This is a genomic window from Actinoplanes sp. KI2 (assembly GCF_025630775.1).
Lineage (GTDB): Bacteria > Actinomycetota > Actinomycetes > Mycobacteriales > Micromonosporaceae > Actinoplanes.
Map to the genome: position 1 here is coordinate 226,980 of NZ_JAOSZE010000001.1, position 26,158 is coordinate 253,137.

Consider the following 26,158-nt stretch of genomic DNA (forward strand, 5'->3'; position numbering starts at 1 on the left):
GGCTTGAGGTGTTCAGAAGAGGGTTGACCGCTCGCCGGAACCGCCGCCGTTGTCCAAGCTTTCGGCGACGTGCTTACCGATGGCCGCAGCCAACTCCACCGGCACGGCGTTGCCGATCTGCTTCGCGATCTGCAACTTGGAACCGCACCACCGGAAGGTGTCCGGAAAGCCCTGAAGGCGAGCCGCCTCGAGGTGGGTGATGGCGCGGTGCTCGGTCGGGTGAAGGTAACGGCCCTTCTCGGGCTTGAAGAACTCGGTTCGGATCGTCACCGAAGGGCGGTCCCAGTGCAGGCGCCCCATGACGTCCCCGGAACCGGAGGTGTGCTTACGCCAGCAGGGGCTCTGCAGTTCGTACGGCAGGTTGAATCTGTTGCCGCCTGGAGGAATGCGCCTGAACCGCTTTCTCGAGATCTCCTGGTAGTCGCGGGTGAGGTGCAACGTCAGGCCGCTGAACGCGCCGGGCAGGCGTACACCATGATGGTCGACATACGTGTCCGGCAGGAGCTGATCCTTCTCGTCCACGTGCGGGTTGAGGCCGTCGAGGCTTTCTCGTACCGACCGCCATTGTTCCCGGGGCACGTCGCCGAGTGGAATGTCGATGGGCTTCAGATCATTACGCGTACCGATCACGATTGCACGACGTCGTACTTGGCCCGCGCCGAAATCGGCGGCGTTGACCAGATCGAATCGGAGCTCGTAGCCGGAAAGACCGCCGCCGTCCACCTGACGAAGGAGCGCCTTGAACTCGTCGCTGGTCAGAAAGCGATCGACGTTCTCGATCACGAAGGCCTTCGGCTTGATCTCCCGAAGTACACGAACGTATTCGACCCAGAGCTGATTACGGGGATCGTCGGACCGCTTGAGGCCGAGGTTGGAGAAGCCCTGACAAGGCGGACCGCCGACGACCACGTCCGCCTGCTTCGCCTGCTCGTCCAACTCCCAGTCGGTGATGCTTCCGTGATGAACGATGCCCTTGCCGAAGTTTTCGGTATACGTCGTGGCCGCGGCGACATCGATTTCAACCGCGCCGACGGTTTGGTACCGGTTCGTCGAGTGGAATCCCGTTGTGATCCCGCCGCACCCCGCAAAGAGGTCAACAACCCGATAGGTGTGCAGCATGCTGCCACAGTAGCCGGCCGCTCGGCTAGTTCCCAGTAGGTTGTCGCCGTGTCGCCCTGTTGTGGCGCAGCCGTTATTTCGATCGCTCTTCACAGGTGCCCTCGTGGAGCCTCGGCCAGGTCGGATAGCGTGATGCCGCAGAGGCCGACGCTGGTAAGGGGAGCACGTGGAGCTGTTGCACTCGGGAAAGGTCCGGGACATCTACGCCGACGGCGGTGATCTGCTTCTGGTGGCGTCTGACCGGATCTCGATCTATGACGTCATCCTGCCTACGCCGATCCCGGACAAGGGCAAGATTCTCACCCAGCTTTCCCTCTGGTGGTTCGACCAGCTGAGCGACGTCATCCCCAACCATGTCATCTCCGCCACCGACGTGCCCGAGGAGTGGGCCGGGCGGGCCATTCGCTGCGAGCGCCTCGAGATGGTCATGGTCGAGTGCATTGCTCGGGGCTACCTGGCCGGCTCCGGCCTCAAGGAGTACGAGCGCGACGGCGCGATCTCCGGTGTCCAGCTTCCGCCCGGCCTGATCGAGGCCTCCGAGCTGCCCGAGCCGATCTACACCCCGACGACCAAGGCTCCCGTGGGCGAAGGCCATGACGAGTTCATGACGTACGCGGACGTCGAGGCCAAGGTGGGCGCGGAGCGGGCGGCCGAGCTCAAGAACGTCACGCTCGAGGTCTATCGGCGCGGGCAGGAGGTGGCCCGTAAGAGCGGCATCATCATCGCCGATACGAAGATCGAGCTGGGTCTGACCGCGGACGGGACGCTGAAGCTGGCGGACGAGCTGCTGACGCCCGACTCGTCGCGGTTCTGGGCGGCGGACGAGTGGAAGCCGGGTGGCAGCCAGCGCTACCTCGACAAGCAGTTCCTTCGCGACTGGTCGAGCGGCCTCGACTGGGACCGCACCGATCCCGGTCCGGCGGTTCCCGACGAGGTGGTCGAGGCTACGCGCAACCGGTACATCGAGGTCTATGAGCGGCTGACCGGGTCTAGCTGGAGCTAGTCCGGCGGCGTCTAGCTGGAGCTAGTCCGGGGGCGGCGCGACGACGACCACAGGGTTGGGCTCGCGCCGCCGCCCCGCTTGAGCCAGAGCCGCCAGCCATAGGCGGCGCCCACGACGGCCATGATCACGCCGGTCCAGCCGCCGAACACGATGCAGAGCGGCGCCATAATCCACAGTAGAATCGCCATCGTCAGGTAGAGCATCCGCCTGGGCCGGCACATCCGGTCGACCTTGTGCGAAAACCTGGGATCATCCGCGCGCAGCTGGCTGACCATGGCATCAAAGACAGTCTTCTCGTTGGGCTCGAGCACGGGGACCACCTCCGACCCACCGGCTACCCGTCGCCCCGCGCACGAAACTCCGGGTTTCGCCATCTGCCCAGACAGATCAAGAGGCAAACCACGCCGGGGGCAAGAAGTCCGACGAACCGCAACATAGGTCGGGCAGGCTGCGGTCATGGGCTCCAACGGCTCCGAGCGCCGTCTCCGTCGGTGGGAGAACGCGACCGCCTATCCCCTCACTGCGCTGTCCGTGCTGTTCATGGGCGTGTATGCCTGGCCGATCCTGAACCCGGCGATGCATCCGGCCTGGCGCCACGCCTGCGAGATCGCCGACGTCGCGATCTGGGCGGTCTTCTTCGTCGAGTACCTGATCCGGCTGCGGCTGGCCGTACGGAAAACGTGGTTTGTTCGTTCGCACTGGTTCGACCTGGCCGTCCTGATCCTGCCGGTGCTTCGTCCGCTGCGCGCCCTGCGCCTGCTCAACGCTCTCCGCGTGATCAACCAGCACGCCGTCGAGTGGACCCGGGGGCGCCTGGCGGTCTACGTCATCGCCGCCACCACGCTGATCGTGCTGGTGGCCGGCCTGGCGGTGCTGGAGGCCGAGCGTGGTCATCCGGCCAGCAACATCCAGAGCTACCCGGCCGCGCTCTGGTGGGCCGTCTGCACGATGACCACGGTCGGCTACGGCGATCTCTACCCGGAAACCCTGGAGGGCCGCCTGGTCGCGGTGGCGCTCATGATCGGCGGCCTGGGCCTGATCGGTTTCATCACCGGTTCGCTGGCCAGCTGGATCGTCGAGCGGGTCTCCGACACCGAGCGGCTGGCCCGCGCGGCGACCCGGGCCGACATCGCGATCCTGCTGCGCGAGGTCCGCAAGCTCCAGGCCGAGGTCGCCGACCTGAAGTCCCGCACCGTGGCCAAGGATCCCGATCCGCACGGTTGAGCGTGGTCACGTGGTCCCGGGAAACAGGCAGGGGACGCCCTAGGCTCGGATCGTGGACTACGGCCATCCGCTTCAGTTCGGGACCTTCATCACGCCCGCCGCCGACCCGCCGCAGGCCGCGGTGGCCCGGGCGCAGCTCAGCGAGCAACTCGGCTTCGACCTGGTCACCTTCCAGGACCACCCCTATCAGCCGGCCTTCCTGGACACCTGGACCCTGCTGAGTTGGGTGGCCGCCCAGACCAGCAGCATCCACCTCGCCGGAAACGTACTCAATGTGCCGCTCCGGCCCGCGCCCGTCCTCGCCCGCGCCGCCGCCAGCCTCGACCTGCTCGCCGAGGGGCGGCTGGCGCTCGGGCTCGGCGCCGGCGCCTTCTGGGACGCGATGGTCGCGATGGGCTTCCCGCGCCGTACCCCGGCCGAGTCCGTCGACCAGCTGAGCGAGGCGATCGACGTGATCCGGGAGATCTGGCGGGCCGACGACCGCGCCCAGCTGCGCTACTCCGGCGACTACTACCGGCTCAGGGGCGCCAAGCGAGGGCCGGCCCCGGCCCACGAGGTGCCGATCTGGCTGGGCGCCTACAAGCCCCGCATGCTGCGCCTGGTCGGCGCCAAGGCGGACGGCTGGCTGCCCTCGCTGAGCTATCTCAAGCCCGGTGACCTGCGTACGGGTAACGCGATCATCGACGAGGCGGCCACCGCGGCGGGCCGCGATCCGCGGGAGATCCGCCGACTGCTCAACGTCTCCGGCGACCCGTCGAAACCGGTGGGGCGCTGGGTCGACGAGATCGTCCCGCTGGTGGTCGAGGACGGGGTGGGCACCGTGATCCTCGGCAGCGACGACCCGCTCGAGCTGCAGCGCTTCGCCGAGGAGGTCATCCCGGCGGTCCGCGAGCAGGTTGCGGCGGCGCGCTCGGCCGCCGGCACCGCCACCGGGCCGATGCGCAGCGCCGCCAAGCTGGCCAAAAGACGGGAGGGCATCGACTACGACGCGCTTCCGGCGTCGCTCGAGGCCATCGAGCCCGGCGATTTCGCGTACGCGAAGGTCCGGTCCACCTACATGCGGGGCGGCGCACCCGGCCTGGTGATCCAGCCGCGCGACGCCGACGAGGTGGCGACGGCGCTGGCCTTCGCCCGGGACCAGAAGGTGCCACTCGCCGTGCGCAGCGGCGGCCACGGCATCAGCGGGCGGTCCACGAACGACGGCGGGCTGGTGATCGACCTGTCCCGGATGCGGAAGATCACCGTGCTCTCCGAGGCCGACCGCCTGGTCCGGATCGAGGCCGGCGCCCGCTGGAAGGAGGTCGCCGCCGCGCTTGCACCGCACGGCTGGGCGCTGTCGAGCGGCGACTACGGCGGTGTCGGGGTCGGCGGCCTGGCCACGGCCGGCGGCATCGGCTGGCTGGCCCGCGAGCACGGCCTCACCATCGACCGTCTTCGCGCCGCCGATCTGGTGCTGGCCGACGGCTCTAAGGTGCACGTCAGCGCGGCCGAACATCGCGACCTGTTCTGGGCGGTGCGTGGCGCCGGCGCGAACTTCGGGATCGTCACCGCCTTCGAGTTCCAGGTCGACGAGGTCGGCGAGGTGGGCTTCGGCCAGTTCGTCTACGACGCGTCGGATGCGGCCGGCCTGCTGGAGCGGTGGGGCGCGGCGATGGAGGCGGCCCCGCGCGACCTGACCACCAATCTGATCATGGGGCCGCCGCGCCGCGGGCAGGCGCTCGCACAGGTCTACGGGGTGGTCGACTCGTCCACGCCGGACACGATCATCGACCGGCTGACCCCGATCGCCCGGATCGCGCCGCTGCTCGACCAGCAGGTCCAGGTCGTCCCGTACGCCGGCGTGATGAACGTGCCGGACGCCCCGCACGACGGGCAGGGCGATCCGGTCGCCCGCTCCGGCCTGATCGACCATCTGACCCCGGAGTTCGCCGCGGCGGCCGCCCACCTGATCGCCTCCGGCACCGTCTACTTCTTCCAGGTGCGTTCGGTCGGGGGAGCGGTGGCCGAGGTGGCCGAGGATGCCACGGCGTATTCGCACCGCTCGGCAAACTTCTCGGTGGTGGCATTCGGCGCATCGCGGTCGAGATTGGACGCTGCGTGGGGGGTGTTAGCCACCCATTTCCGGGGTTTGTACCTCTCGTTCGAAACGGACCAGCACCCGAAGCGACTCGAAGAGGCCTGGCCACCTGCCACTTTGGCTCGGCTGCGGGCCCTGAAGGAGCGGTACGACCCCGCCAACGTCTTCCGTGACAACTTCAATATCGACCCAATGGGCGATTAGCGCCCTTCGTGCATCGACCACTTGCTCACCCACGGTAGTTGCTGGGTGGCCGCAATTCACCCGTTCGGGACCACGCAAAGAGCCGGCGCACCCGCGCCGGCTCTACCTTCTCTGATCCTCTATCGGTGCCTGGTCATTGTTGCTGGGTCGATGCGAGCGGACGTTTGGGCCACGCCGCCCCCGTTCCGCAACCTTCACAGGCCAGCTGGTCGCCGCAGGCCGGGCACCAGTCGTTGGACCGTCGCAAATACCACCCCAACGCCACGCCGCCCAGGAGGCAGAGCAGACCGACGAGGGCCGCGACCGCCACCGCTCCGGTCATGCCGCCGAGCCTCGCAGCGGGAGGCCGGCCGGGGTGATCCGGCGGCCACGATCGCGCCGGTCGAGTGCGGGGTCCTCGGAGGAGCGTGCCGTCACGTAGGGGGCGGTGAAGGTGTCGACGCCGGTGCCGCAGTGGGCGCCGGGGCGATATGTCACGGTCACGGCGCGGGGGGAAGCCGCCTCGATCACCCCGGCGCGCCAGCCGTCGCGATAGACCCAGACAGGATCGGCGGGGTGGTAGCTGTCGGCCGGCGCTACGTCGGCCGGGTCGCGCTGAGGCGGGGTGATTGTCGGCGTGGCTGGGGAAGTCGGCAGGCCAGGCGGAGGCAGGGACGGTGCCGTGGACATCGAGATGACCCTCCAAATCTCGGGGACTCGGTCGTCAGGGCGGCGTTGGCGGCCATCCATCCGGTACGCGTCGGCCGAGAAGCCGAACTCTGTGGCACGCCCCGCTAACCGGCACGGTGTGTCAGCGTGCGGAGCGTTTCTGTCAGCTATCATCCTCGCCATCTGGTGCGTTCGCAAGGCCGTCTGCACGTGCATCCGCACCGGCCGACGCCCGAGCGTCACGCTCCGGAGATAAGCTGGTGCTGTTTCGTTGTGGACGATCTCCCCTTTAGGATGCGTAGGGACTGCGGCCTGCAGCCCAAACAGCGATGACGAGGAGTCAGGTGAGCGCGGGTACGCAGGAGGAGGCACCGGGCAGCGGCCCAACAGTGCTGCGCATCCTGCTTGGCGCCCAGCTCCGTCGTCTGCGCGAAACCAAGGCGATCACCCGTGAGGATGCCGGGTGGGAGATCCGCGCCTCGGGCTCGAAGATCAGCCGGATGGAACTCGGCCGGGTCAGCTTCAAGGAGCGCGACGTCGCCGACCTGCTGACGCTCTACGGCGTGATCGACCCGGACGAGCGCGAGGCGCTCCTGGCCCTCGCCCGCCAGGCGAACAACCCCGGGTGGTGGCAGCAGTACAGCGACATCATGCCCGGCTGGTTCCAGTCCTATCTGGGCCTCGAGGCGGCCGCGACGCTGATCCGCACCTATGAGATCCAGTTCGTCCCCGGTCTGCTGCAGATTCCGGAATACTCGCGGGCCGTCATCATGCTCGGCCACGCCGGCGTGACTCCGGACGAGATGGATCGCCGCGTCGAGCTGCGCCGCCAGCGCCAGCAGGTGCTGGACCGGCCGGACGCGCCGCAGCTGTGGGCGGTCATCGACGAGGCCGTGCTGCGCCGCCCGATCGGCGGCGTCGAGGTCATGCGGGCGCAGATCGAGGCGTTGATCGAGGCGGCCAAGAAGCCGAACGTACGGCTGCAGATCATTCCGTTCAACGCGGGCGGCCATGCCGCCGCGGGCGGGCCGTTCGCGATCCTGCGCTTCCCCGAGCCGGAGCTTCCCGACGTGGTCTACGTCGAGCAGCTGACCAGCGCGATCTATTTGGACAAGCGCGAGGACGTCGACCAGTACGCGATGGCGATGGAGCGGGTCTGCATCGACGCCGAGCCGCCGAACCACACGCCCGAGATCCTCGGCAAGCTGCTGCACGAGGTCGGCCGCCCGGCGTAACGAAGCCCGGAATTGCCGCCCGGCGCGGGCGTGACCGCGTGCGGAAAAAGCGGAAGAAAACCAGCAAGACGCCAAAAGAGGGCCGCGGTCGTCATGGGGTGACGCGGCCCTCCGCCGTCCGCGCGGGCCAGGCTGTGCAGGGGGCCTTGGACGCGCAGGTGATGTGTTGTCTGATCAGGCGCGGGCGTGACGCGGACATGGGCACGTCACGCCCGGCGTCCTTCGGTCAGCTGCTCACCGGGCTGGATCAGAGCAGGTTGTCGAAGTCGCCGTCACGAACGCCCAGGATGAAGGCCTCGATCTCGGCCGGCGTGTAGATCAGGGCCGGCCCCTCGGGGTCCCGAGAGTTGCGCACGGCGACCTCGCCGGTGGGCAGCAGGGCGCACTCGACGCAGTTGCCGCTCGGGTTGCTGCGCCGGCTCTTCTGCCAGGTGACACCGTCCAACTGGGCGGCGGAGATGCCGTTAACCGCGTGCGTCATTCGAAGCTCCCTAGGTCTGCTCCGGGCGGGGATCGTCCGGAGGTGGTCTCTCGTGGCAACCGGCGGGTTACACGTGGTGCAAATGCACGTGCATTTGGCCTTGCGTACTCACGGGATTGTGAGCATGATAACGCACGTACGCAGCTCTAGGGGTGTCACTAAGGGTGACATCTTTAAGTGACGACTCGGTCGCGGAAACGGCGTCTGCGGCCTCGGCGATGGGCTCCCTGGCGGGGGCGTCCGAGCGAGAGGTGACGAGATGTCCATACCCAACATCGGTCCCGAGCATGTGGACTCGGGCGACCCCGGCGGGCTGGCAACACCCCGTCGGGGAAACCCGCCGCTCGTCTACCGTGACGAGCCACCGACCGACGACGTGGTCGCCGCGACGGCTCGAGCCAGCGTGGTGACCCACCGATTCGGCGGCATCAGGTACGCCCTGAGCCGCCCCAATGCTCCGATGGCCGGGTGCCGGCCGCCGGCCGAGGAGGGTGATTCCGACGCGCGCGAGTGACCTGCTCCGCTGCGCGCGGGGCCGACATGCCGGGCAGCTTCCCGGCCCTCCGGTGCCCGTCCCGACGGCGCTCATCTTCCGCGGCGGCCGCCTCGCGCCGAGCGTGCCGCGCTGGCCCGCGCACGAGTTTGCGGAGTCCGACTACCGTCATGGCAGCGGAACGCTCCGGTTACGCATCGTGCACATCGCCTGGGAGCGCACGGTCATTCGCGACGGCGCCACCTGGCTCCACGCGGAGGCCGTCGAATTCGACGCGGCCGGTCTGTGGGCCGGTCGCCGCAAAATCTTGATCCGAGCGGAGTGCCTTCCGGCTCCGCTGGCGCGGAAGAGGCCGCGGTTGCGGGTGTAACGCCGTAACCCCCGCAGACGCCCTTCTGGGCGCGCCCGACGCCGGTCGGGCGGTCTGGTTCCCCCGTGCCTGGCCGCCCGACCGGTCCACCCGGCTACCGAGCATTTCACGCCTGCTCGGTGGACAGGGGGTACTGGCCGGGGACCGCTACCCAAGGGCGGTTCCCGGTCTCCCCTGGCGGCCCGGTGGGCCAGGGCGCGCGTGCGGGCTCGCAATCCGAGAGCGTCCGCGCATCAGGACTGCGGGGGCGACTGCGGCCTCAAGCGTCGGGCGCTGACGTACTGGGTGAGGTTGGGGTCGGCGGCGAGCTCGGATAGCACCGACCCGGCAAGCATCACGGCGCTCGGGACGACCGCGACCCCCAAGCCTCGCGGCGCTCGGGACGACCGCGGCCCCCAAGCCTCGCGGCGCTCGGGACGACCGCGGCCCCCAAGCCTCGCGGCGCTCGGGACGACCGCGGCCCCCAAGCCTCGCGGCGTGCCGGTGGCGACCGCCCGCCCACGCATCGGGCGTGCGGGGCGACCGCCGCCGAGGGACGGTCGGGTGACCCCGGCTCGTAAAGAGTCAGGGCTTGCGGGCGACCCCGGCCCAGTAATAGGCAGCCTCGGGCTTCTCGACCGGCCCCGCCGGCCGCCACGTCGACACCGGCACGAGGCCGGGCTCGAGCATCTGCCAATCGCCGAAGAAGCGCTGCACCGCCGCGCGATCCCGGGCCACCAGCGTCATGCTGGCGTCGGTGGCCGCCGAGACGGCCTGGTCGACCTCGTCGGGCGCGAAATCGGCGGTCGGGTGGGTGATCGCCAGGTAACTGCCGGACGGCATCGCGTCGCGCAACTCGGCGACCCGCGCCCACGGGTCGTCCGCGTCGGCGAGCAGCATCAGAATCGCGATCAGCGTCAGGCCGATCGGCTCGTCGAAGTCGAACGTGTCGCGCAGGTCCTTGTCGTCCAGGATGGATTCGGTGTCGCGGAGGTCGGCCGAGATGTACTCGCTGCGGCCCTGCTCGCTGCTGATCATCAGGGCGCGGGCGTGCACCAGCACGATCGGGTCGTTGTCGACGTACACCACTCGGCTCTCGGGGGCGAGCCGTTGGGCGACCTCGTGCAGGTTAGGCGAGGTGGGGATGCCGGTGCCGACGTCGAGGAACTGCCGGATGCCCAGCCCGACCAGGTCACGGGCCACCCGGTGGACGAACTTGCGGTTCTCGCCGGCCATGTACCGCATGCCGGGGATCGCCTGGATCATCGCCTCGCCGACCGCCCGGTCGACCGCGAAGTTGTCCTTGCCGCCCAGCCAGTAGTCGTAGATGCGGGCCGAGTGGGGCACGTTTATGTTGACGCCCGGGGGTGCCGCCTCGTTGCCTCGCCCCACGACCCGACCTCCTCGCCCCGACCGCGACGGGTCGATGTTCGTCAGTGGAGCAAGAGTAGCGGGCGGGGACGTCGACGTTCCTTTCCGTGCCCGCCCGGCTGACTACGGACCGTCACGCCGCGGAGGCCCGGTCCCGCCGAGCGCCGGACCACACCACGCGGTCACGTCCGCCGTGTTTGGCGGCGTACAGATGCTGGTCGGCAATCGACAAAAGCGCAGGTTGCGTGGGTTTTGCGGCGTCCGGGAGGCCGGCCACGCCGATGCTCACCGTGACCGAGACGCCCGCGGTGAGCGTTTCCCAGGCGAAACCCCGGACGGTACGCCGCATGCCGTCCAGCTGATCGACCGCCCGGGCGACCGGCGTGCCGGGCAGCACCAGCACGAACTCCTCCCCGCCCAGGCGCACCACGAACCCGTCCGGCGCGACCGCGGCCAGCTCGGTCTCGAGCAGCTTCGCCGTCTGCACCAGCACCTGATCGCCGACGTCGTGGGAGAGCTCGTCGTTGATCCGCTTGAAGTGATCAATGTCGACGATCGCCACGCTCAGGTCGGGGTCGGTCGCGATCAGGGCGGGCAACTGCTCGTTGAGGTAGCGCCGGTTGTGCAGGCCGGTCAGCGGATCACGGCGGGCCTGCTCGCGAAACCACTCGGCCTCCCGCCGGGCCTCGGCGGTCTCGAACATCGCCTGACGGGTACGGGCCTGCGCCTCCCGCTGCAGGGAGTACTGCCGCTGGTGGGCCTCGAAGAAGAGCTTGTGCGTCGCGTACGCCTGAGCGAACTCGCCCCGGGCGGCGTGCAGCTCGGCCTGCTCCTGGTGCAGCCGGACCAGCACATGCCCGAGCTCCCGCTCCGCGCAGAGCCGGCGGGACGCGTCCAGGCTGTACTGGGCCCGCCCGTACGCGCCCAGGCCGCGCTGCGCCCGGGCCAGGGTCAGCAGGTATTCCGGCAGCGCGTCGGCATCGTCGTGGTTGCCGTCGTTGTACAGGTCGATGCACGCCAGCAGGGTCTGCTCGGCGTCGGCGTGCTGCCCGTTCTCGATCTGGATGGCGCCGATCGTGTCCAGCAGCGAGGCGTCCAGCTCGTAGCCGTAGCGCTCGGCGACCTCCGACAACCGGGCGGCGATCTCCTGGGCGGCCTCGTGCTGGCCGGCCGCGAACTCGGCGTACGCGTGGTTGTTGAGCGCGGCGAGCAGCAGCTCGGGCCGGCCGAGGCGGATCGCCAGGTCGGCCGCCTGCCGGTAGCGCAGCCGGGCGGCATCCATCGACCCACTGAGGCTGAGCGCGTCGCCGAGCTTGACCCGATGCCAGATCCGCATGTGGTCGGTCGCGGTCTCGTCGAGCAGCTCGACGCTGAGCACCGAATGCTCGAGGCACTGCGCGGCGTCGCCCAGGTGGCGATGGATGTTGGCCCAGACCAGGTGGGTACGCGCGGTCAGCCGGTGGGCGTCGTGCTCGACGGCCCACTGGTGCACCTTCCAGATGCGCTGCGCCGCCCCGCTCACGTCCCCGGCCCGCATGTGCAGGTTGGCCTGGGCGAGTCTGGCCCGCGCGACCAGCAGGTCATTGCCGAGCGCCCGCGCCTCCCGCTCGAGGCCGACGGCCCGTTCGAGCATCGCGGCGGGGTCCCAGTTGATCTCATCCTCGAGCTCCAGGAGAGCAGCGGATAAACGCTCCTCGTCCACCCGGTCTCCACTCCTCCCAACAGCGCTCCGCTTTCACAGGCTAGCTCTCGGTAAGCGCAAGATCCTCGGCGCGCCGACGTGATCCATCTCGCGCCACCCTGGGTGAACGAAAAGCTAGGTGTCCGAAAAGGCCGGGTGAACGAAAGAAGCGGCGCCCCGGGGAACGGGAGCGCCGCTTTGGTGAAGGCCGAATCAGCGAGCGAGAGCCTCGGCCGGGATCGCATCCTCGTCCTCGTCCGCCGAGGCCTGCTGGGGCGCCGTGGCGAGGTCGGTCGTGGCGAGGTCGGCCGTGGCGACATTGGCCGTGGTGACATCGGCCGTGGTGAGGTCGACCGTCGAGCGCAGCGCGGCCGGCTTCATCAGCAGGGCCGCGATCACGCCGACCACCGCGATGACCGCGGAGATCAGGAAGATGTGTCCGGTGGCGTCGCCGTACGCGACCCGGACCAGGTGCTGGATCGCCGCCGGCAGCGCGGAGAGGTTAAGCGAGCTGGCCGCCGAGCCGCCCGACTGGACGCCGGCCGCCGCGAGCTCGTGGGTCAGGTTGTCGGTGACCCGGTGGGCCAGCACCGCGCCGAGCACCGAGACGCCGATCGTGCCGCCGAGCGAGCGGAAGAACGCCACCGTCGCGCTGGCCGCGCCGATGTCCTTCAAGGCGACCGTGTTCTGCACCGCGAGGACCAGGTTCTGCATCGTCATGCCGACGCCGATGCCGACCAGCGCCATGGCCCCGCCGACGTACCAAAGGCTGGTGTCGTGGTCGAGGAAGGAGAGCCCGGCAAAACCGCCGACCAGAATCAACGTCCCGGCGACGATGTACGGCTTGATCCGTCCGCTGATGCTGATCAGCCGCCCGGCGACGGTCGAGGAGAGCAGCACGCCGGCCATCATCGGGATGGTCAGCAGGCCGGCCTCGGTCGGGCTGTAGCCGCGGCCGATCTGGAAGTACTGGCCGAGGAAGACCGAGCCGCCGAACATCGCCATGCCGACCGCGAGGCTCGCGATGATCGACAGGGCGGTGGTGCGCTGCTTGACGATCTGGATCGGGACCACCGGCTCGGCGACCCGGGTCTCGACCCAGACCGCGAGGGCGAGGATTCCCAGGCCGGCGCCGACCATCGCGTACGTCTGCCAGGAGAGCCAGGCGAACGAGCTGTCCACGAACGAGACCCAGATGAGCAGCGTGCTGACGCCGAGGGCGATCAGCGCGGCGCCGACGTAGTCGACCTTGACGTTCTCCCGCCGGATGACCGCGAGGTTCAGCGTCTTCTGCAGCACGACCAGCGCGATGACGGCGATCGGTACGCCGATGTAGAAGCACCACCGCCAGCCGAGCCACGAGGTGTCGACGATCAGGCCGCCCAGCAGCGGGCCGCCCACGGTCGCCAGCGCCATCACGCCGCCGAGGTAGCCGTTGTACCGGCCGCGCTCCCGGGGCGGGATCATCGCGGCGATGGTGACCTGGACGAGCGCCTGCACGCCGCCCATGCCCAGGCCCTGGAAGGCGCGGGCGGCGATCAGCTGGCCGGCGGTCTGGCTCATGCCGGCCACGATCGAGCCGAGCACGAACACCACGATCGAGATCTGCACCAGCAGCTTCTTGCTGTACAGGTCGGCGAGCTTGCCCCAGATCGGGGTGGAGGCGGTGGCGGTCAGCAGGCTGGCGGTGACCACCCAGGTGTACTGGCTCTGCGAGCCGTCGAGCGCACCGATGATCTTCGGAAGCGCGGTGGAGACGATGGTCGAGCTGGCCATCGCCACGAAGAGCACCAGCAGGAGGCCGGAGAGCGCCTCCATGATCTGGCGGTGGGTCATCGGTTTCGCGCTCATCGAGCGGGCCTCCGTCGTCGTCGCCGAGTAGTTGTCTCGTACAACCACCGGCTAATCTTGCGCATTGCGCAATCTTGCGCATTGAGAAGCAAGTCACACGCCGGTACGCTGCATCCATGAGCACGACGGCGGAGCCGGGTCTGCGCGAACGCAAGAAGGCCGCGACCCGGCAGTCCCTGCACGATGCGGCGGTCCGCCTGGCGACCGAGCACGGCCTGGACCGGATCACCGTGGAGGCGATCGCGGACGAGGCCGGCGTCTCCCGGCGCACGTTCTCGAACTACTTCGGGAGCAAAGAGGAAGCGCTGATGTACGGCGACTTCCGTCGCGTGCACGGCCTGATCGAGGCGGTGCGGGCCCGGCCGGCCGGCGAGAGGCCCTGGGCGGCCCTCACCGCGGCCGCCGCGCGGTTCATCATCGAGCTGGGCGAGCTCGACCCGCAGCTGGTGGCGCAGGGCCGGCTGCTGCGTACCCATCCGACCCTGATCGCCGCCCAGGTGCAGACGTTCGCCGCGGCGGAGCGCGAGCTGGCCGCGGAGATCGCCACCCGGCTCGACGAGCCCGACCCGCGCGGGGTGCGCGCCCGGATGACCGCGGCGACCTTCCTGGTGGTGCTGCGCGTCTCGTTGAACATGTGGCTGGACGCGCCGCTCGGCACCGGCCTGTCGGACATCACCGACGAGGCGCTGGCCAACGCCGGCCGCGGCTTCGCCTAGAGGGCCTGGCGAAAGAAAAAGCGCGACTCCGGGTGGGGGCCCGGAGTCGCGCTCCTCCTACCTTTGGGGATGAGAGGAACGATTCCTAACCGGTGAAGCCGGCGAAGATCTTGCTGAACTCGAACGGGGCCTGCGCCACGTTGGTGCACTGGAAGAGCGCGCCCGAGCAGGCGTTCTTGTCCCGGTTCAGCTCCCAGAACGAGACGAACCCGAGGTGGTTGGCGTTGGCAAAGGCGACCAGGTCCTTGGCGTCGCTCTGGGTGAATTTCCCGCCGTCGTCGTTCTGGCCGAGCATCGGCGTGACACCGACCATCTTGAAGGCGGCCGCGTCGCTGTTGCCGTAGATCGACTTGATCTGGTCCTTGGTCGACTTCACGGCCTGGATGGCGAGGTCGCCGTAGTCCTGGCCGGAGCGGCCGTAGTCCATCGCCATGATGTTGACCAGGTCCAGGTCGACGCCGGCGTCCTTGGCCGACTTGACCACGTTGAGGCCGTCCGCGGTGAGGCCCTCGGGCAGCACCGGCAGGGTCAGCGAGATCTTCAGGCCCGGGTTCGCCTTCTGCAGGGCGGCCAGCGCGCCGGATCGACGGGCGATCGTGGTCGGGTCGGCCACCGCCGCGCCCTCGATGTCCAGGTCGATGTACTTGAGGCCGTACGCCGAGACGACCGCCTGGTACTCGGCCTGCAGCGCGGAACTGCTGGTGCAGGCCTGGGCGAGCTCGATGCCGGTCGCGCCGCCGAAGGAGACCTTCACGTCGCCGCCGCCCGCACGCACCGCGGCGATCTGGTCGGCGAACTGCTTCTGCCGCGGGTCGAAGGCGTTGAACCAGCTCGCCTTGCAGCCGGTGCTGGTGACGAAGGCCAGGCTGAAGGACTTGAGGTTCCCGCTGCTGCCCAGCTGGGCGAGGGTGGTCGTGCCGTTCGAGAGCAGACCCATGTCCACGTACGGGGCGACCCGCACGTTCCCGCCACCGGGCGCCGAGGTGGCCGGCGCTGTGGTGGTGGGCGCCGCGGTCGGCTTCGTGGTGGTGGGTGCCGTCGTCGGCTTCGTGGTGGGCGCGGTGGTCGGCGCCGTCGTGGGCTTGGTGGTCGTCGGCGCGGTGGTCGGCGTGGCGCCGCCCGAGCAGGACGCGCCGTTGATCGTGCAGCTGGTCGGCGCCCCGCTGCCGGCGACGACGAAGCCGAACGAGGCGGTGCCGCCGGCCGGGATCGAGGTCTCCCAGCTCGGGTTCTTGGCGGTCGAGACGCCGCCCGAGGTGGTGATCGTGGCGTCCCAGAAGCTGCCCAGCTTCGCGGACGACGGCAGCCCGAAGACCAGCTGCCAGCCGTTCACGGCCGACCCGGTGCCGTTGGTGATCGTGTACTTCGCTTGGTAGCCCGTACCCCAGTCGCTGTCCTTGCTGAAGGTGGCGGTGAGCACGCCCGCGGCATTGGAGGTCGGGTTGGTGGCCGCGACGGCCGCGCCGACGCCACCGCCGACGGCGACGAGGGCCGCCGAAGCGTAGATGGCGAGACGCAGACGGCTGCGTTGCATGGGATGACTCCGATCGCAGGGGGTGACGATGGGAGTCGATTCTTGGGCCGCGGCCGTTTAAATGACCTTGTACGGACCTTAAACATCCTTAAATGACCGCTGGTAGCGGGGAGGTCACCGCCGCGCGACGCCGTCCAGCAGGAGCGTGAGCTGGCGTTTCCAGGCGTCCGACTCGGGCGACGCGCGCACCACGCCGGCGTTGGCGCGCATCAGCAGACTGATGTCGCGCCGGGTGAAATCGGCGCGCAGGGCGCCCGCCCGCTGTGCCCGGACGATCACCTCGCTCGCCCCGCGCTGGGCGGCCACGCGCAGCACGGACAGTCGCTCGTCGTCGTCGAAGCCGGTCGAGACCAGGAGCTCGGACAGCCCGCGGTCGGTGGCCTGCAACTCGAAGAGCCGGGTGAGGTAGCCGACGAACGCGGCCCACGGGTCAGGCTCGCGCAGGGCCTGCTCGGCCAGCTCCACGTACTCGGTCATCTGCCCGGCGAAGACCTCGGCGATCAGGTCGCGGCGGGTGGGAAAGCGCCGGTAGAGGGTCGCATTGCCGACGCCGGCCCGCCGGGCTATCTCGTCGAGGGAGGCATCCAGCCCGTGCTCGCCGAAGATCTCCCGGGCCGCGGCCAGCAGCGCGGCGCGGTTGCGCTCGGCGTCGGCGCGGAGTCGAGTGGCCATGGGGGACAGGGTACCGATGAGACCGGGGACGCCTCCCCGGTTGGTGTTACGTTGCCTCTGATCAAAGGAGACTCGACAGATGCAGACGACATCCGTGCAGGTTCCGACCGCGGACGGCGCGGCGGACGCGTACCTGGTCAAGCCGGACGGCGATGGTCCCTTTCCCGGCGTGCTGATGTTCATGGACGCCTTCGGCCTGCGGCCACGGCTGGCCGAGATGGCCGAGCGGATCGCCGAGCGCGGCTACGCCGTGCTGGTGCCCAACCTCTTCTACCGCAGCGCCCGGCCGCCGCTGGTCAGCGCCGAGGAGCTGACCAACGACGAGAAGCGCGGCGCGGCGTTCGGCCGGCTCATGCCGATGATCCAGCAGCTCACGCCCGCCCGGATCGTCGCGGACACCGACTCCTACCTCGACTTCCTCGCCGCCCAGCCGGGCGTCGCGGCCGGGCCGGTGCTGGCCGTGGGCTACTGCATGGGCGGGCGCGCCGGGCTGCGCGCGATGGCCGGGCGTCCCGCCCGGATCAAGGCGCTGGCCGCCTTCCACGCCGGCGGGATCGTCACCGACGACCCCGAGAGCGTGCATCTCTCCGTCGGCAGCATCACCGGCGAGGTCTACTTCGGTTTCGCCGACCACGACCGGTCGATGACCGCCGAGCAGATCAAGACCCTCGAGGCGGCGCTGGACGATGCCGGCGTCACCTACACCTGCGAGGTGTACGAGGGCGCGGCGCACGGCTTCACCATGAGCGACACCGCGGTGTACGACGCCGCCGCCGAGCAGCGGCACTGGACCAATCTGTTCGCCCTGCTCGACCGCGCGCTGCCGGTCAGCTGACGCAGAACTCGTTGCCCTCGATGTCGGCCATGGTGTGCCACGAGTGCGGGCCCTGCGACTGCGAATAGAGATAGGTGGCGCCGCGGGCGACCAACGCGTCGCGCGCGGCGTCCTTCTGCTCGGCACCGACCCACACGTCGAGGTGCAGGCGGTTTTTCACCGTCTTTGCCTCCGGCACGCGCTGGAACAGCACCCGCCGGGGCCGTCCGCCCGGGAACGCCTCGGGGTGGCGGATCGCCGCCCCGGTCCGCCAGACCAGCCGGCCCCGGTGCGTCGTGGTCTCCTCCTCGGTCGCGAAGCCGCGGGCGACCATGTCCTTGATGAAGGACTCGTCCTGCTCCTCGACCGGCCAGTCGAGCGTCTCGGCCCACCAATCGGCGAGCGTGTGCGGGTCGGCGCTGTCGACAACTACCTGGAAGTCGTAAGGCATGCCCGGACGGTAACCCTCGGGTACGACAACCTCGGTCAGTTGGCGTAGAGGCCGGGGAAGTAGCGGTCGATCAGCGTCACGTCGTAGACCTGGCGTACCTCGGTGATCCGGCCGGCCTCGATCTCGAGGAATTCCACCATCCGGGCGGTGCCGAACGGCGCCACCAGGTCGTAGACGAGCGTCGCACCGTCGTCGGCGAGCGTCTCGCCGGCCACCGTGACGCGGTCGGCGAACGCCGCGATCCGGTGCTGCACCTGGAGCAGTTCTTCGTCGTCGACCGGCGCGTCCAGGTTCCACTCGACCTCGACGTCCGGGGCGAGCAGCTTGCGTACGGCGGTGCGGTCGTCGCTGGTCCACGACCGGGTCCAGAACCCGATGACATCCATGGTCGTCTCCTGCTCGGGGGTCAGTGGTGCACGCCGGCCTGCGGCCGGGCGGGCATCGGGTCGGGGAACTGGCCCTTGCCCAGCAGCGCGGCGGTGGCCTGCGCGATCCGGGCGGCGGCGTGGCCATCGCCGTACGGGGTGCCGGCCGTGCCCATCGAGTCCCGGCGAACCCGGCTACCCAGCAGCTCGACCATCGCCGCCACGATCTCGCCGGCCTCCGCGTCGACCAGCCGGGCGCCGCCGGCGTGGATGGCTTCGGTCAGTGCGCCGCCGTCGCCCGGCACCAGCACCGCACGGCCGGCCGCGAGCGCCTCCTCGGCCAGGTCCACGTCGTCGGTGAGCACCACGTCGGCGGCCGCGACCAGCCGGGACCGCTCCGGGTAGGGCATCGGCAACCCGCCGAACACGTCCAGGTCGGGCTGGTTCGCGGTGATCACGAGCATGGCCTCCCGGACCGCTTCCTCGAACCCGGCGCTGACCCCGGTCACCACCACCCGGTTGGCCCGCGGCCGTTTCGGCTGCCGGGTGTGCCCGGCGAGCAGCTGGGCCGCCTCGACCGAGGTGCCGCCGGTGAGCAGCACGTCGCCGGCGATCACCCGCTCGTCCAGCAGGTTCATCGCGGCGAGCGGCGCCGCGGCCAGGTGCACGGTCGCGACCTGGGCGAGCAGCCGGCGGTTGGCGTCCGCGTCGTCGGCGACCAGAGAACCGGAGCGCCGTCCGGCGTCCATGTGCATGATCGGTATCCGGCGCCAGTGTGCGGCCAGCGCCGCGCCGAGGTTGTCGCCCCGCACGACGACGGCGGCCGGGGTGCGTTCTGCCCACAGCCGGTCGTACCGCCGGATCGAGGCCGTGAGGTCGGCCGTGGCCGGCAGGGTGATGTCGGCGGCGAGTCCGCAGGAGATGTAGGTGCGGGCCACGTTGGTGGGCTCCGGGCCGCCGGCGAGCAGAACCGGGGCGACCAGGCCCTGCTCGCGCATGGCCAGCGCGACCGGTGCGAGCCGAAGTGCCTCGGCGCACGTGCCACCGGCGAGGTGGACTTCGGGCAGCGACATGTTCTTCTCCGGGGACTGCGGGGGTCAGCGGCGATGAGGACGCTATGCAGTCACGGAGCGTGAGACAAGCCGTCGCAACTCAATGTGGCCGAACGGCCGAACCCAGAGCACCCAGAACCGGCGAAACCGGCGTAATTTTCCGCGCCATCGATTACTTAGCGCAATATCGGGCGGCGAGCCCGCGGGCACGCAGGGTGATTAGCCTTGCTGGCCGTTGTTGAGCAGCGAGGGGTCGTCGCGCAGCAACGCGGCCAGCCGCCGGGCCGCCATCTCGGTGTCCTCCGGACGCTCGACCTTCAGCGGGATCGGCTTGGGCAGCGGGCTCGGCATGGAGTCGCCACGCTGCGGCGTGAGCCGCTCGGTGGGCGCCGCCTCGGCCGGCACGCGGTAGTGCTCGGCCTGGATCCGGTGGGTGGCCTGCGCGTCGGGCGGTATCGGGGACCTCGGGGCCTGGTGCGGCACCGGGGGCGGCGGAGTGGCGGCGAACGGATGCGGCGGGTAGTCCTGAGCCGGGCCCTGCGAGGCCACGCCCTGGTCACGCATGCGGGCGCCGAGGTCGCGGGAGGTCTCGCCGGGGCCCGGTGCGTACTGCGAGTCGGCGGGCGCGTTGTCGAACGATCCGTACCGGCGCTCGGCGGTGTCCGAGTCGGCGTAGTACGGCCTCTCCGCGTACCCGTAGGCGGGTGGTCCGTAGCGGTCCTGATCGTCGTGACTGAACCGGCGCGGATCGGCGGCCGGCGAGGCCGGCGGCGCGGAGTACGGCTCCGGCTCGACCAGCTCGACGTCGACGACGTCGGCGTGCCGGGCGACCGGCGCCTCGGCCTGCACCGGGTTGTCCGCGGTGACCTGCACCTGGCCCTCGGCGAAGAAGAAATGCAGCAGTACGGGCTCGCCCGAGCCCTCCGCACCGACGGTCACGCCGAGTTCCGGATGGCGTGCCACGACTCCAGCGATCGCCTCGACCAGCTCGGTCACAGCCGGTGAGGTGCCAGTGGCCTCCCCGGCGGCGCGCCTGCGCAGCTCATCACGGCGCGCGAGCTTGTCCAGCGCGTCGTCCAGTCCGCCTCGCACGTCACCGTCCTTCCTAGTGCGGGTGGTTCCCATCCACTCTGCCCGCTGGAAGGCCGATTTGAAAACCTCGATCTGTGCAACCCAGCGCATACCCTACGTGGATCTGGCTCGGATCGCCTTGTCGAGAGCCTGGTCGAGGACCACCAGGAGGGCGTCGCGGACCGAGGCGCGGAAGCGCGCGTCGTAGGAGAGAACCGGCACATCGTCACGCACGGCAAGCGCCCAGCGGACCTCCTCGAGGTTGTAGTTCATCTGCCCGTTGAACGTGTTCACGCCGATCACGAACGGCAGCCCGGCCCGCTCGAAGTAGTCGATGGCGGGGTAGCAGTCGTCGATCCGAGCCGTATCCACCACTACTAATGCGCCGAGGGCGCCCTTGATCAGGTCGTCCCACATGAACGCGAAGCGGGACTGTCCGGGCGTGCCGAAGATGTAGAGCTTCAGCGTCTGGTCGATGGTCAGGACGCCGAAGTCCATCGCGATGGTGGTGGTGGTCTTCATGGTCGCTTGGCCGGGATTGTCGATGCCGACCGACTCCGAGGTCATCTCCGCCTCGGTGGTGAGCGGAGAGATCTCGGAGATGGCACCCACGGTTGTCGTCTTTCCGACACCGAAGCCACCCGCCACGATGATCTTCACCGGGACCGGCGCCTTCTTCGGCGCGCCGCCGACGCGGGCGGTGCCGACGAAATGGTCAGGTGATTGCTCGAAGTCCACGGATCACTCGCATGATGGTCTCGGGGTCGGGGGTTTCGTTGTCCAGCACCTGGACGTCCAGCTGGCCCGCGGCGCGCAGGTCGCCGACGAGGATCCTGGTGACGCCGAGGTGCAGGCGCAGCCGGGCGGAGATCTCCGCCACGGACAGTGGTTCGCCGCAGAGCGCAACGATGGCGCGCATCTCCGGCGAAAGCCGCATGGGCGTAGCGGCGTGGTTGACGGACACCTGGGTCTCCATCCCGATGTCGGGATCGGCGCCGTCGGTGCGCCCGGACGTGATGACGAACGGGCGCAGTGTCGTGGCCTGGTCATCGGCCGGCGGTTCGCCGCTGGGCGTGGGGAGGTAACCGCCGGCCGACATCGGGCCAGACTGCAGGAAGGGTCGGACGCTCGGCCGAGCCGGGCGCGCCGGGTCGTCGGGGTCCGGATATGTCATTGCTGGACGGCGTTCTTCAATTCCGCGATCAGACGCGGGCTGAGGGCGCCGCCGGCTCGGGTGGCGAAGAGCGTCATCTCGTACGCGAGGGTGCCCAGGTTCGCCGAGCGGTCCGCGATGACCCCGAGCACCGATCCCGCGCTGATCGCCGTGACCAGCAGGTAGCCGTCGGCCATGTCGATGATGACCCGGTTGAGCGCGCCCAGCCGGTACCAGCTCGCGGCGCCGCCGGCGAGGCTGGTCAGGCCGGAGACCACCGCGGCGAGCCGCTCGGCGTTCGGCCGGTCCTTGATCGCGGACATTGCCATGAGCAGGCCGTCTGAGGAGACGGCGATGGCCTCGATCACACCAGCGGTGCCGGAGGTGAACGAGTCGAGAAGCCAGTTGAAGGTCTTCGCTTCGGCGCTCAGCTGGGCCTGGCCGTACTGGCCGTTGCCGGTTTCCGTGTAGGGGCTAGTCATCGCGGTTGTCCCTCGGGTTGAGTTTCGTTCAGTGCGAGTGCGACGCCGTACTCGAACTGTTCCATCAGTGCTCGTGCGGCATCCGGATCGAGCGGAGGTGCCGGAGCGGGCGGGGGCGGGCTGTTCTGCGCGTCCCGCGGAAGTGTGGCGCCCGGTACCCGGCGGGCGAGGGGCGAGTGACCGGCCGACGGCGGCGCCGTCATCTCGGTCTCGGCGGCGTCCCACTGGGCACGGCTCACGCCGGCCTCGAAGGCGTCGAACGCCGCGCGCGCCGCGACCGCGTCGTCCTGGGAGGGCGGAGCGGTGGGCATCGGGCGGGGGGTCTCCACCGGCATCTGGCTGCCGGGTACCCGGCGGCGCAGCGGTGTGCCGGCGCCGCGCTCCGGCTCCTGCGATTCCGGCGCGCCGTAGTGGTGGTCCTCGTTGGTCCGCTGGTGCGGGATGGCCGGCGCCGAGGCGTTCCAGGTCGGCTCCGGCTCGGGGGTGTTCCACATCGGCTGCGGCGTTTCCGGCTGCGGAGCGTTCCAGGCGGCCTCGACCGGCTGCGGAGCGTTCCAGGCGGCCTCGACCGGCTGCGGAGCGTTCCAGGCGGCCTCGGCCGATTCCGGGACGTTCCAGGCGGTCTCGGACGGCCGCGGAGCCTGGGCCTTCCGCGGCCCGTCGATCGAGCGCTGGTTCCACGCCGAGGGACCGGCCGCGGGCAGCTCCGGCAGCGACGCCGGCACCCGGCCGGCCACCGGCGCGCCCAGGTCACGCCCGGCCGGCGGCTGGTAGACCTGAGCGGTCCCGACCGGCTGCTGGTAGATCTGCGCGGGCGAGTAGACCGGCTCGGCGTCGTAGACCGGCCCGGCCTCGACGTAAGGCGCCTCGATGGCCGGCGCCGCATCGGCCCGGCCCGGCGCCGTGAACGCGTTCCACGAGTGCGCGGACTCGAGCGTGCGGGTGGCCCGCTCGAACACGTTGGGGTCGAACGGCAGCTGGCTGCCCGGCACCGAGGCGCGAGCCGCGGAACCGGCGATCACCTGGGCGAACTCGGCCGTGTGGTACGTCGGCACGGTGGCCGGCGCGCCCACGAACGGCGGCGCGCCCATCGACGTGGTGCTGGGCACCCGGGAGATCAGGTGCGTCGGGTTCAGGTCGATCCAGACCGAGATGCCGCCGCCGGGGGTGTCGGTCAGCGTGACCTCGATGTCGTGCCGGCGGGCGAGCCGGCCGACCACGAAGAGCCCGAGCACCTCACTGGGCACCAGGTCGAGGCGCTCGCGGTGGGTGAGTCGGGCGTTCTCCTCGGCCAGCCGCTCGGGCGACATGCCCAGGCCGTTGTCGACGATCGCCAGGCGGCAGCCGCCGCGCAGCTCGGTCGCCGAGATCAGCACCCGGGTGTGCGGCGGGGAGAACGCGGTCGCGTTCTCCATCAGCTCGGCGAGCATCAGGGTCAGGTCGGCGAGGATGGCCGGCACGACCATGATGTCCTCGGGGACCTCGACGTCGACGCGGGTGTAGTCCTCGATCTCACCGAGGGCCAGGCGGACCACGTCGGACAGCGACAGCGGCGCCATGTGCTCGTTCGCGCCGGCCCCACCGGAGAGCACGACCAGCGAGGACGCGTTCCGGCGCAGACGGGACGACATGTGGTCGAGCCGGTAGAGCTCGCGGAGCCGATCGCTGTCGGTCTCCTTTCGCTCCAGGTTGTCGATCAGGGCCAGCTGGCGGCCGACCAGGTTCTGGGTACGCCGTCCGACGTGCCCGAACATCTGGGCGACGTTGCGCCGGCCCATCACCTGGCGCTCCACCAGCCGGGCCGCAGTGGTCTGCACCCGGTCGAACGCTCGGGCCAGGTCGCCGATCTCGTCCTGGGCCTCGACGTCGACCAGGTCGAGGCGGATCGGGTGGACCGCCTCCTCCTCGTCGTCGGCGACCCGTTCGAGCTCGGTCTCGGCGGCTCGGGCGATCCGGTCGGCCGAGACGGTCAGACGGCGCAGCGGCCGGGCGACCGCGCGGGCCATGAAGATGCTCAGCGAGATCACCAGGAGCAGCAGGAGCAGCGAGCCGCCACCGATCAGGAAGGCGTCCCGGAGCGCCGTGTCCCGGTTGTTGGTCACGATCGTGTCCACGTCCGCGGCGACCCGCTTCTCCACGAAGCCACCGAGAACGAGCACCGAGCGCAGCGACGGGAACAGCGTCTTGATGTTCAGCTGGCTGACCGCGACGTTCGGGTCGATCGCGGCCTCGGTGAGGAAGTCGGAGCCGACCCGGGACGAGAACGCGTCCTGGGCGCCCAGGTACAGCTTGTACTGCGAGTCGGTGAAGAACGTCTGCGCGTTCGCGATCACCTGCTGCAGCTGCACCAGCGTCGAGTAGAAGAGGCTGACGAAGCCGGCGCGTCCTTCCTTGCTGAGCGTCGCGACGACCAGATAACCGGACGCCTGGCTGATCATGTCGTCGGTACGCAGCGCCTGGTCGAGCGCGAACAGCTGCCGGCCGACGCCGGTCTTCAGGTCGGCGGTCGAGGAGAGCTGCAGGCCGTTGATCAACGGGGTGATCGCCTGCGTGAACTCCGTGATCAGAGTGTCCGGGCGGATGGCGCGGTTGAGCACATTCTGCCGGGTGTTGTCCAACCGGCCCACGTTGCGGATCGCGCGGCGCAGATCCTTGTTGAGCGCCTGGCCGCCGTCGTCGATCCGAGCGACGGCGTCGGTGGCCTTGGCGCTCTGCACGACCAGCTCGGGCTCCTGGACCTGACGGAACAGGAAGCCGATCGAGAGCAGGCGCTCCTCCTGGAGCTCCTGCACCGCCGTGCTGACCCTGGTGGCCAGCTCGACGCTGTCGGAGGTCTTCTGCGCGTCCCGGGCGTCGTTGATACGCGTGACGATGATCGGGATGCTCAGCGCCACGACGCCGAGCAGCGGAACGAGCACGAGCAGGGCGAGTTTGCCCAGGATGCGGAACTTACCGAAGAGCACCGGACCGCTCCCGCCGTGTCGGGTCGATGTCGCCGTACGCCGGGGCCACCTCGTACTGGCCGCCGTAGCCGCCGGGCGCCGGGATGGTGGCGGCCGGGATGTCCCGGGTGCCCTCGCCGATCGGCCGGCCGGTCGGCTGCGACCCGCGGCGACGGCCGAGCACCGGCCAGATCAGCGCGGCGAGCACGAGCGCGATCGCGAGCAGACCCATGACCACGGCCTCGGTACGCCGGTAGGCCAGCGAGTCGGACCGGTCCTCGAGGAGCTTCGCCATCTCCTTGAGCGTGACGTTCGCCAGTGCGTTCAGCGCCGTCTGCAGGGCAGTCTGCGCGGTGGACATGGTGGCCACGTTCGGGGTGCCGCCCTGGTTGGCGCCGCGGGTCATCGACTCGACGCCGCGGCGGAACGAGTCGAGCGTGGTGACCAGCGCGCCGCTCAGCGTCGGGCTGGTGGTGTCGTCGACGGCGGCCTGCAGGTCTTCGGTGAGGGCGGTCACCGAGTCCTGCACGGCGAGCGCCTCCTCGCCGAACTGCACGGTGATCGTGGCGCGGGTGTTGCCGGTCGCGGTCTGCGCGATGTTCGCCCAGTCGCCCATGCGGCTCACCCGCACGACGGTGGTCGGCATGTCGATCGCCACCGCCTGCTGCAGGTTGTTCATGTCACTGGCCGGGTCGCGGTTCAGCTGCGAGTTGCGGCGGATGGCGCCGTACAGCTCGAGAGCGAGGTCGGACACCTCGATGTGCGACTGGAGGACGGCGAGCGGCCCGCCGGTCGCCTTGGCGAGCTTGGCGATCTTGGAGTTCAGATCGGTCCAGCGCTCCCTGGTCTTCAGGTCGTCGCCGAGCTTGGCGTCGGCCGCCGCGGCCTTGGCGACCGCCGCGGTCAGGGAGTCAGGCGGCGCGGTCACGCCCTGGACCGCCGAGGACTGTGCCTCGGCCAAGGCGCTGATCAGCGGGGTGAGGGCGGTGAGGTACTCGACGCCCTTCTTCTCCAGGTCGGTCTGCGCGGTCTGGCGTGAGGTCTCCTGCCAGACCCGGCCGAACAGGACCGCGCTAGGGACCAGCACCAAAACCGTCAAAATCACCGCGACAGCGGAGCCTAAACGGGTTCGCCGGCTGTTCATTGGTTTCGTCCTCCGCCATGCAACAC

The 26,158-nt window shown here is 70.0% G+C and carries 25 protein-coding genes and 1 pseudogene; 8 read left to right on the plus strand and 18 right to left on the minus strand.

From position 1 onward, the window contains the following. Window positions 1-12: 12 nt before the first annotated feature. Window positions 13-1,119, minus strand: a complete 1,107-nt coding sequence (locus ODJ79_RS01015; protein ID WP_263021343.1) for a DNA cytosine methyltransferase — start codon at window positions 1,117-1,119, stop codon at window positions 13-15. Window positions 1,120-1,285: 166 nt separating this feature from the next. Between ODJ79_RS01015 and ODJ79_RS01020 the strand changes: the two genes are divergently transcribed. Further along, entirely contained in the window at window positions 1,286-2,122 is an 837-nt protein-coding gene (locus ODJ79_RS01020) for a phosphoribosylaminoimidazolesuccinocarboxamide synthase (RefSeq protein WP_263021344.1), read from the plus strand. Between the two features lie 11 nt (window positions 2,123-2,133). Here the strand turns inward: ODJ79_RS01020 and ODJ79_RS01025 are convergent, their stop codons facing one another. After that, window positions 2,134-2,433 (minus strand): DUF3040 domain-containing protein, encoded by a 300-nt coding sequence (locus ODJ79_RS01025; protein ID WP_263021345.1) that lies wholly within the window; start codon window positions 2,431-2,433, stop codon window positions 2,134-2,136. A gap of 145 nt (window positions 2,434-2,578) precedes the next feature. Here ODJ79_RS01025 and ODJ79_RS01030 point away from each other — a divergent pair, with 145 nt between their 5' ends. The 3 genes and pseudogenes from ODJ79_RS01030 to ODJ79_RS47080 all read left to right on the plus strand — a co-directional run bounded on the left by ODJ79_RS01030 (window position 2,579) and on the right by ODJ79_RS47080 (window position 5,627). Then, window positions 2,579-3,346: a potassium channel family protein gene (locus tag ODJ79_RS01030; protein WP_263021346.1), complete on the plus strand. Its 768-nt coding sequence runs from the start codon at window positions 2,579-2,581 to the stop codon at window positions 3,344-3,346. 52 nt (window positions 3,347-3,398) lie between these two features. Next, window positions 3,399-4,073, plus strand: a pseudogene (locus ODJ79_RS47075) (LLM class flavin-dependent oxidoreductase); the annotation flags it as partial. 330 nt (window positions 4,074-4,403) lie between these two features. After that, complete coding sequence (locus ODJ79_RS47080; RefSeq protein WP_411267245.1) at window positions 4,404-5,627, plus strand: FAD-binding oxidoreductase; 1,224 nt, start codon at window positions 4,404-4,406, stop codon at window positions 5,625-5,627. A 318-nt stretch (window positions 5,628-5,945) separates the two neighbouring features. Here the strand turns inward: ODJ79_RS47080 and ODJ79_RS01040 are convergent, their stop codons facing one another. Next, on the minus strand, window positions 5,946-6,296 hold the full coding sequence (locus tag ODJ79_RS01040) for a hypothetical protein (RefSeq protein WP_263021348.1): 351 nt from the start codon (window positions 6,294-6,296) through the stop codon (window positions 5,946-5,948). A 308-nt stretch (window positions 6,297-6,604) separates the two neighbouring features. Here ODJ79_RS01040 and ODJ79_RS01045 point away from each other — a divergent pair, with 308 nt between their 5' ends. Further along, complete coding sequence (locus tag ODJ79_RS01045) at window positions 6,605-7,510, plus strand: helix-turn-helix domain-containing protein (protein ID WP_263021349.1); 906 nt, start codon at window positions 6,605-6,607, stop codon at window positions 7,508-7,510. Window positions 7,511-7,757: 247 nt separating this feature from the next. On the opposite strand, the gene ODJ79_RS01050 is transcribed toward ODJ79_RS01045, so the two are convergent. Continuing rightward, window positions 7,758-7,991 (minus strand): DUF397 domain-containing protein, encoded by a 234-nt coding sequence (locus tag ODJ79_RS01050; protein WP_263021350.1) that lies wholly within the window; start codon window positions 7,989-7,991, stop codon window positions 7,758-7,760. Between the two features lie 259 nt (window positions 7,992-8,250). Between ODJ79_RS01050 and ODJ79_RS01055 the strand changes: the two genes are divergently transcribed. Then, the gene (locus ODJ79_RS01055) at window positions 8,251-8,505 is read left to right on the plus strand and encodes a hypothetical protein (RefSeq protein ID WP_263021351.1); all 255 of its coding nucleotides are present in this window, start codon (window positions 8,251-8,253) and stop codon (window positions 8,503-8,505) included. 913 nt (window positions 8,506-9,418) lie between these two features. Here ODJ79_RS01055 and ODJ79_RS01060 read toward each other — a convergent pair. The 3 genes from ODJ79_RS01060 to ODJ79_RS01070 form a co-directional block, all read right to left on the minus strand. Continuing rightward, window positions 9,419-10,225, minus strand: a complete 807-nt coding sequence (locus ODJ79_RS01060; protein ID WP_263021352.1) for an SAM-dependent methyltransferase — start codon at window positions 10,223-10,225, stop codon at window positions 9,419-9,421. 112 nt (window positions 10,226-10,337) lie between these two features. Beyond that, entirely contained in the window at window positions 10,338-11,906 is a 1,569-nt protein-coding gene (locus tag ODJ79_RS01065) for a sensor domain-containing diguanylate cyclase (protein WP_263021353.1), read from the minus strand. A 192-nt stretch (window positions 11,907-12,098) separates the two neighbouring features. Next, window positions 12,099-13,721, minus strand: coding sequence for an MDR family MFS transporter (locus tag ODJ79_RS01070; RefSeq protein ID WP_263021466.1), 1,623 nt, complete (start codon window positions 13,719-13,721; stop codon window positions 12,099-12,101). A 131-nt stretch (window positions 13,722-13,852) separates the two neighbouring features. On the opposite strand from ODJ79_RS01070, the gene ODJ79_RS01075 reads away from it, so the two are divergent. Continuing rightward, window positions 13,853-14,452, plus strand: coding sequence for a TetR/AcrR family transcriptional regulator (locus ODJ79_RS01075; protein ID WP_263021354.1), 600 nt, complete (start codon window positions 13,853-13,855; stop codon window positions 14,450-14,452). Window positions 14,453-14,537: 85 nt separating this feature from the next. Here ODJ79_RS01075 and ODJ79_RS01080 read toward each other — a convergent pair whose 3' ends face one another. Then, window positions 14,538-15,986 carry a cellulose binding domain-containing protein gene (locus tag ODJ79_RS01080; protein WP_263021355.1) on the minus strand — a complete coding sequence of 483 codons (1,449 nt, stop codon included), beginning with the start codon at window positions 15,984-15,986 and terminating at the stop codon, window positions 14,538-14,540. Between the two features lie 114 nt (window positions 15,987-16,100). Continuing rightward, the gene (locus ODJ79_RS01085) at window positions 16,101-16,658 is read right to left on the minus strand and encodes a TetR/AcrR family transcriptional regulator (protein ID WP_263021356.1); all 558 of its coding nucleotides are present in this window, start codon (window positions 16,656-16,658) and stop codon (window positions 16,101-16,103) included. Window positions 16,659-16,737: 79 nt separating this feature from the next. Here ODJ79_RS01085 and ODJ79_RS01090 point away from each other — a divergent pair, with 79 nt between their 5' ends. After that, window positions 16,738-17,493 (plus strand): dienelactone hydrolase family protein, encoded by a 756-nt coding sequence (locus ODJ79_RS01090; RefSeq protein WP_263021357.1) that lies wholly within the window; start codon window positions 16,738-16,740, stop codon window positions 17,491-17,493. On the opposite strand, the gene ODJ79_RS01095 is transcribed toward ODJ79_RS01090, so the two are convergent. From ODJ79_RS01095 to ODJ79_RS01135, 9 genes are all read right to left on the minus strand, one after another. Further along, window positions 17,486-17,923, minus strand: a complete 438-nt coding sequence (locus ODJ79_RS01095) for a VOC family protein (protein ID WP_263021358.1) — start codon at window positions 17,921-17,923, stop codon at window positions 17,486-17,488. The genes ODJ79_RS01090 and ODJ79_RS01095 overlap by 8 nt on opposite strands. 35 nt (window positions 17,924-17,958) lie before the next feature. Beyond that, the gene (locus tag ODJ79_RS01100) at window positions 17,959-18,309 is read right to left on the minus strand and encodes a hypothetical protein (RefSeq protein WP_263021359.1); all 351 of its coding nucleotides are present in this window, start codon (window positions 18,307-18,309) and stop codon (window positions 17,959-17,961) included. 20 nt (window positions 18,310-18,329) lie between these two features. Then, window positions 18,330-19,361 (minus strand): UDP-N-acetylglucosamine 2-epimerase, encoded by a 1,032-nt coding sequence (locus ODJ79_RS01105; protein ID WP_263021360.1) that lies wholly within the window; start codon window positions 19,359-19,361, stop codon window positions 18,330-18,332. A 198-nt stretch (window positions 19,362-19,559) separates the two neighbouring features. Further along, a complete protein-coding gene (locus tag ODJ79_RS01110) occupies window positions 19,560-20,432 on the minus strand; it encodes a hypothetical protein (protein ID WP_263021361.1) in 873 nt (290 codons plus the stop codon). A gap of 93 nt (window positions 20,433-20,525) precedes the next feature. Then, a complete protein-coding gene (locus tag ODJ79_RS01115; RefSeq protein WP_263021362.1) occupies window positions 20,526-21,149 on the minus strand; it encodes a GTP-binding protein in 624 nt (207 codons plus the stop codon). Next, window positions 21,127-21,585: a DUF742 domain-containing protein gene (locus ODJ79_RS01120; RefSeq protein ID WP_263021363.1), complete on the minus strand. Its 459-nt coding sequence runs from the start codon at window positions 21,583-21,585 to the stop codon at window positions 21,127-21,129. Before ODJ79_RS01120 ends, ODJ79_RS01115 begins: the two co-directional genes overlap by 23 nt. Next, a complete protein-coding gene (locus ODJ79_RS01125) occupies window positions 21,582-22,046 on the minus strand; it encodes a roadblock/LC7 domain-containing protein (protein WP_263021364.1) in 465 nt (154 codons plus the stop codon). Before ODJ79_RS01125 ends, ODJ79_RS01120 begins: the two co-directional genes overlap by 4 nt. Continuing rightward, window positions 22,043-25,009, minus strand: coding sequence for a nitrate- and nitrite sensing domain-containing protein (locus ODJ79_RS01130; protein ID WP_263021365.1), 2,967 nt, complete (start codon window positions 25,007-25,009; stop codon window positions 22,043-22,045). The genes ODJ79_RS01125 and ODJ79_RS01130 overlap by 4 nt, the downstream gene beginning before the upstream one ends. After that, complete coding sequence (locus tag ODJ79_RS01135) at window positions 24,996-26,093, minus strand: hypothetical protein (RefSeq protein WP_263021366.1); 1,098 nt, start codon at window positions 26,091-26,093, stop codon at window positions 24,996-24,998. The genes ODJ79_RS01130 and ODJ79_RS01135 overlap by 14 nt, the downstream gene beginning before the upstream one ends. Window positions 26,094-26,158 lie beyond the last annotated feature (65 nt).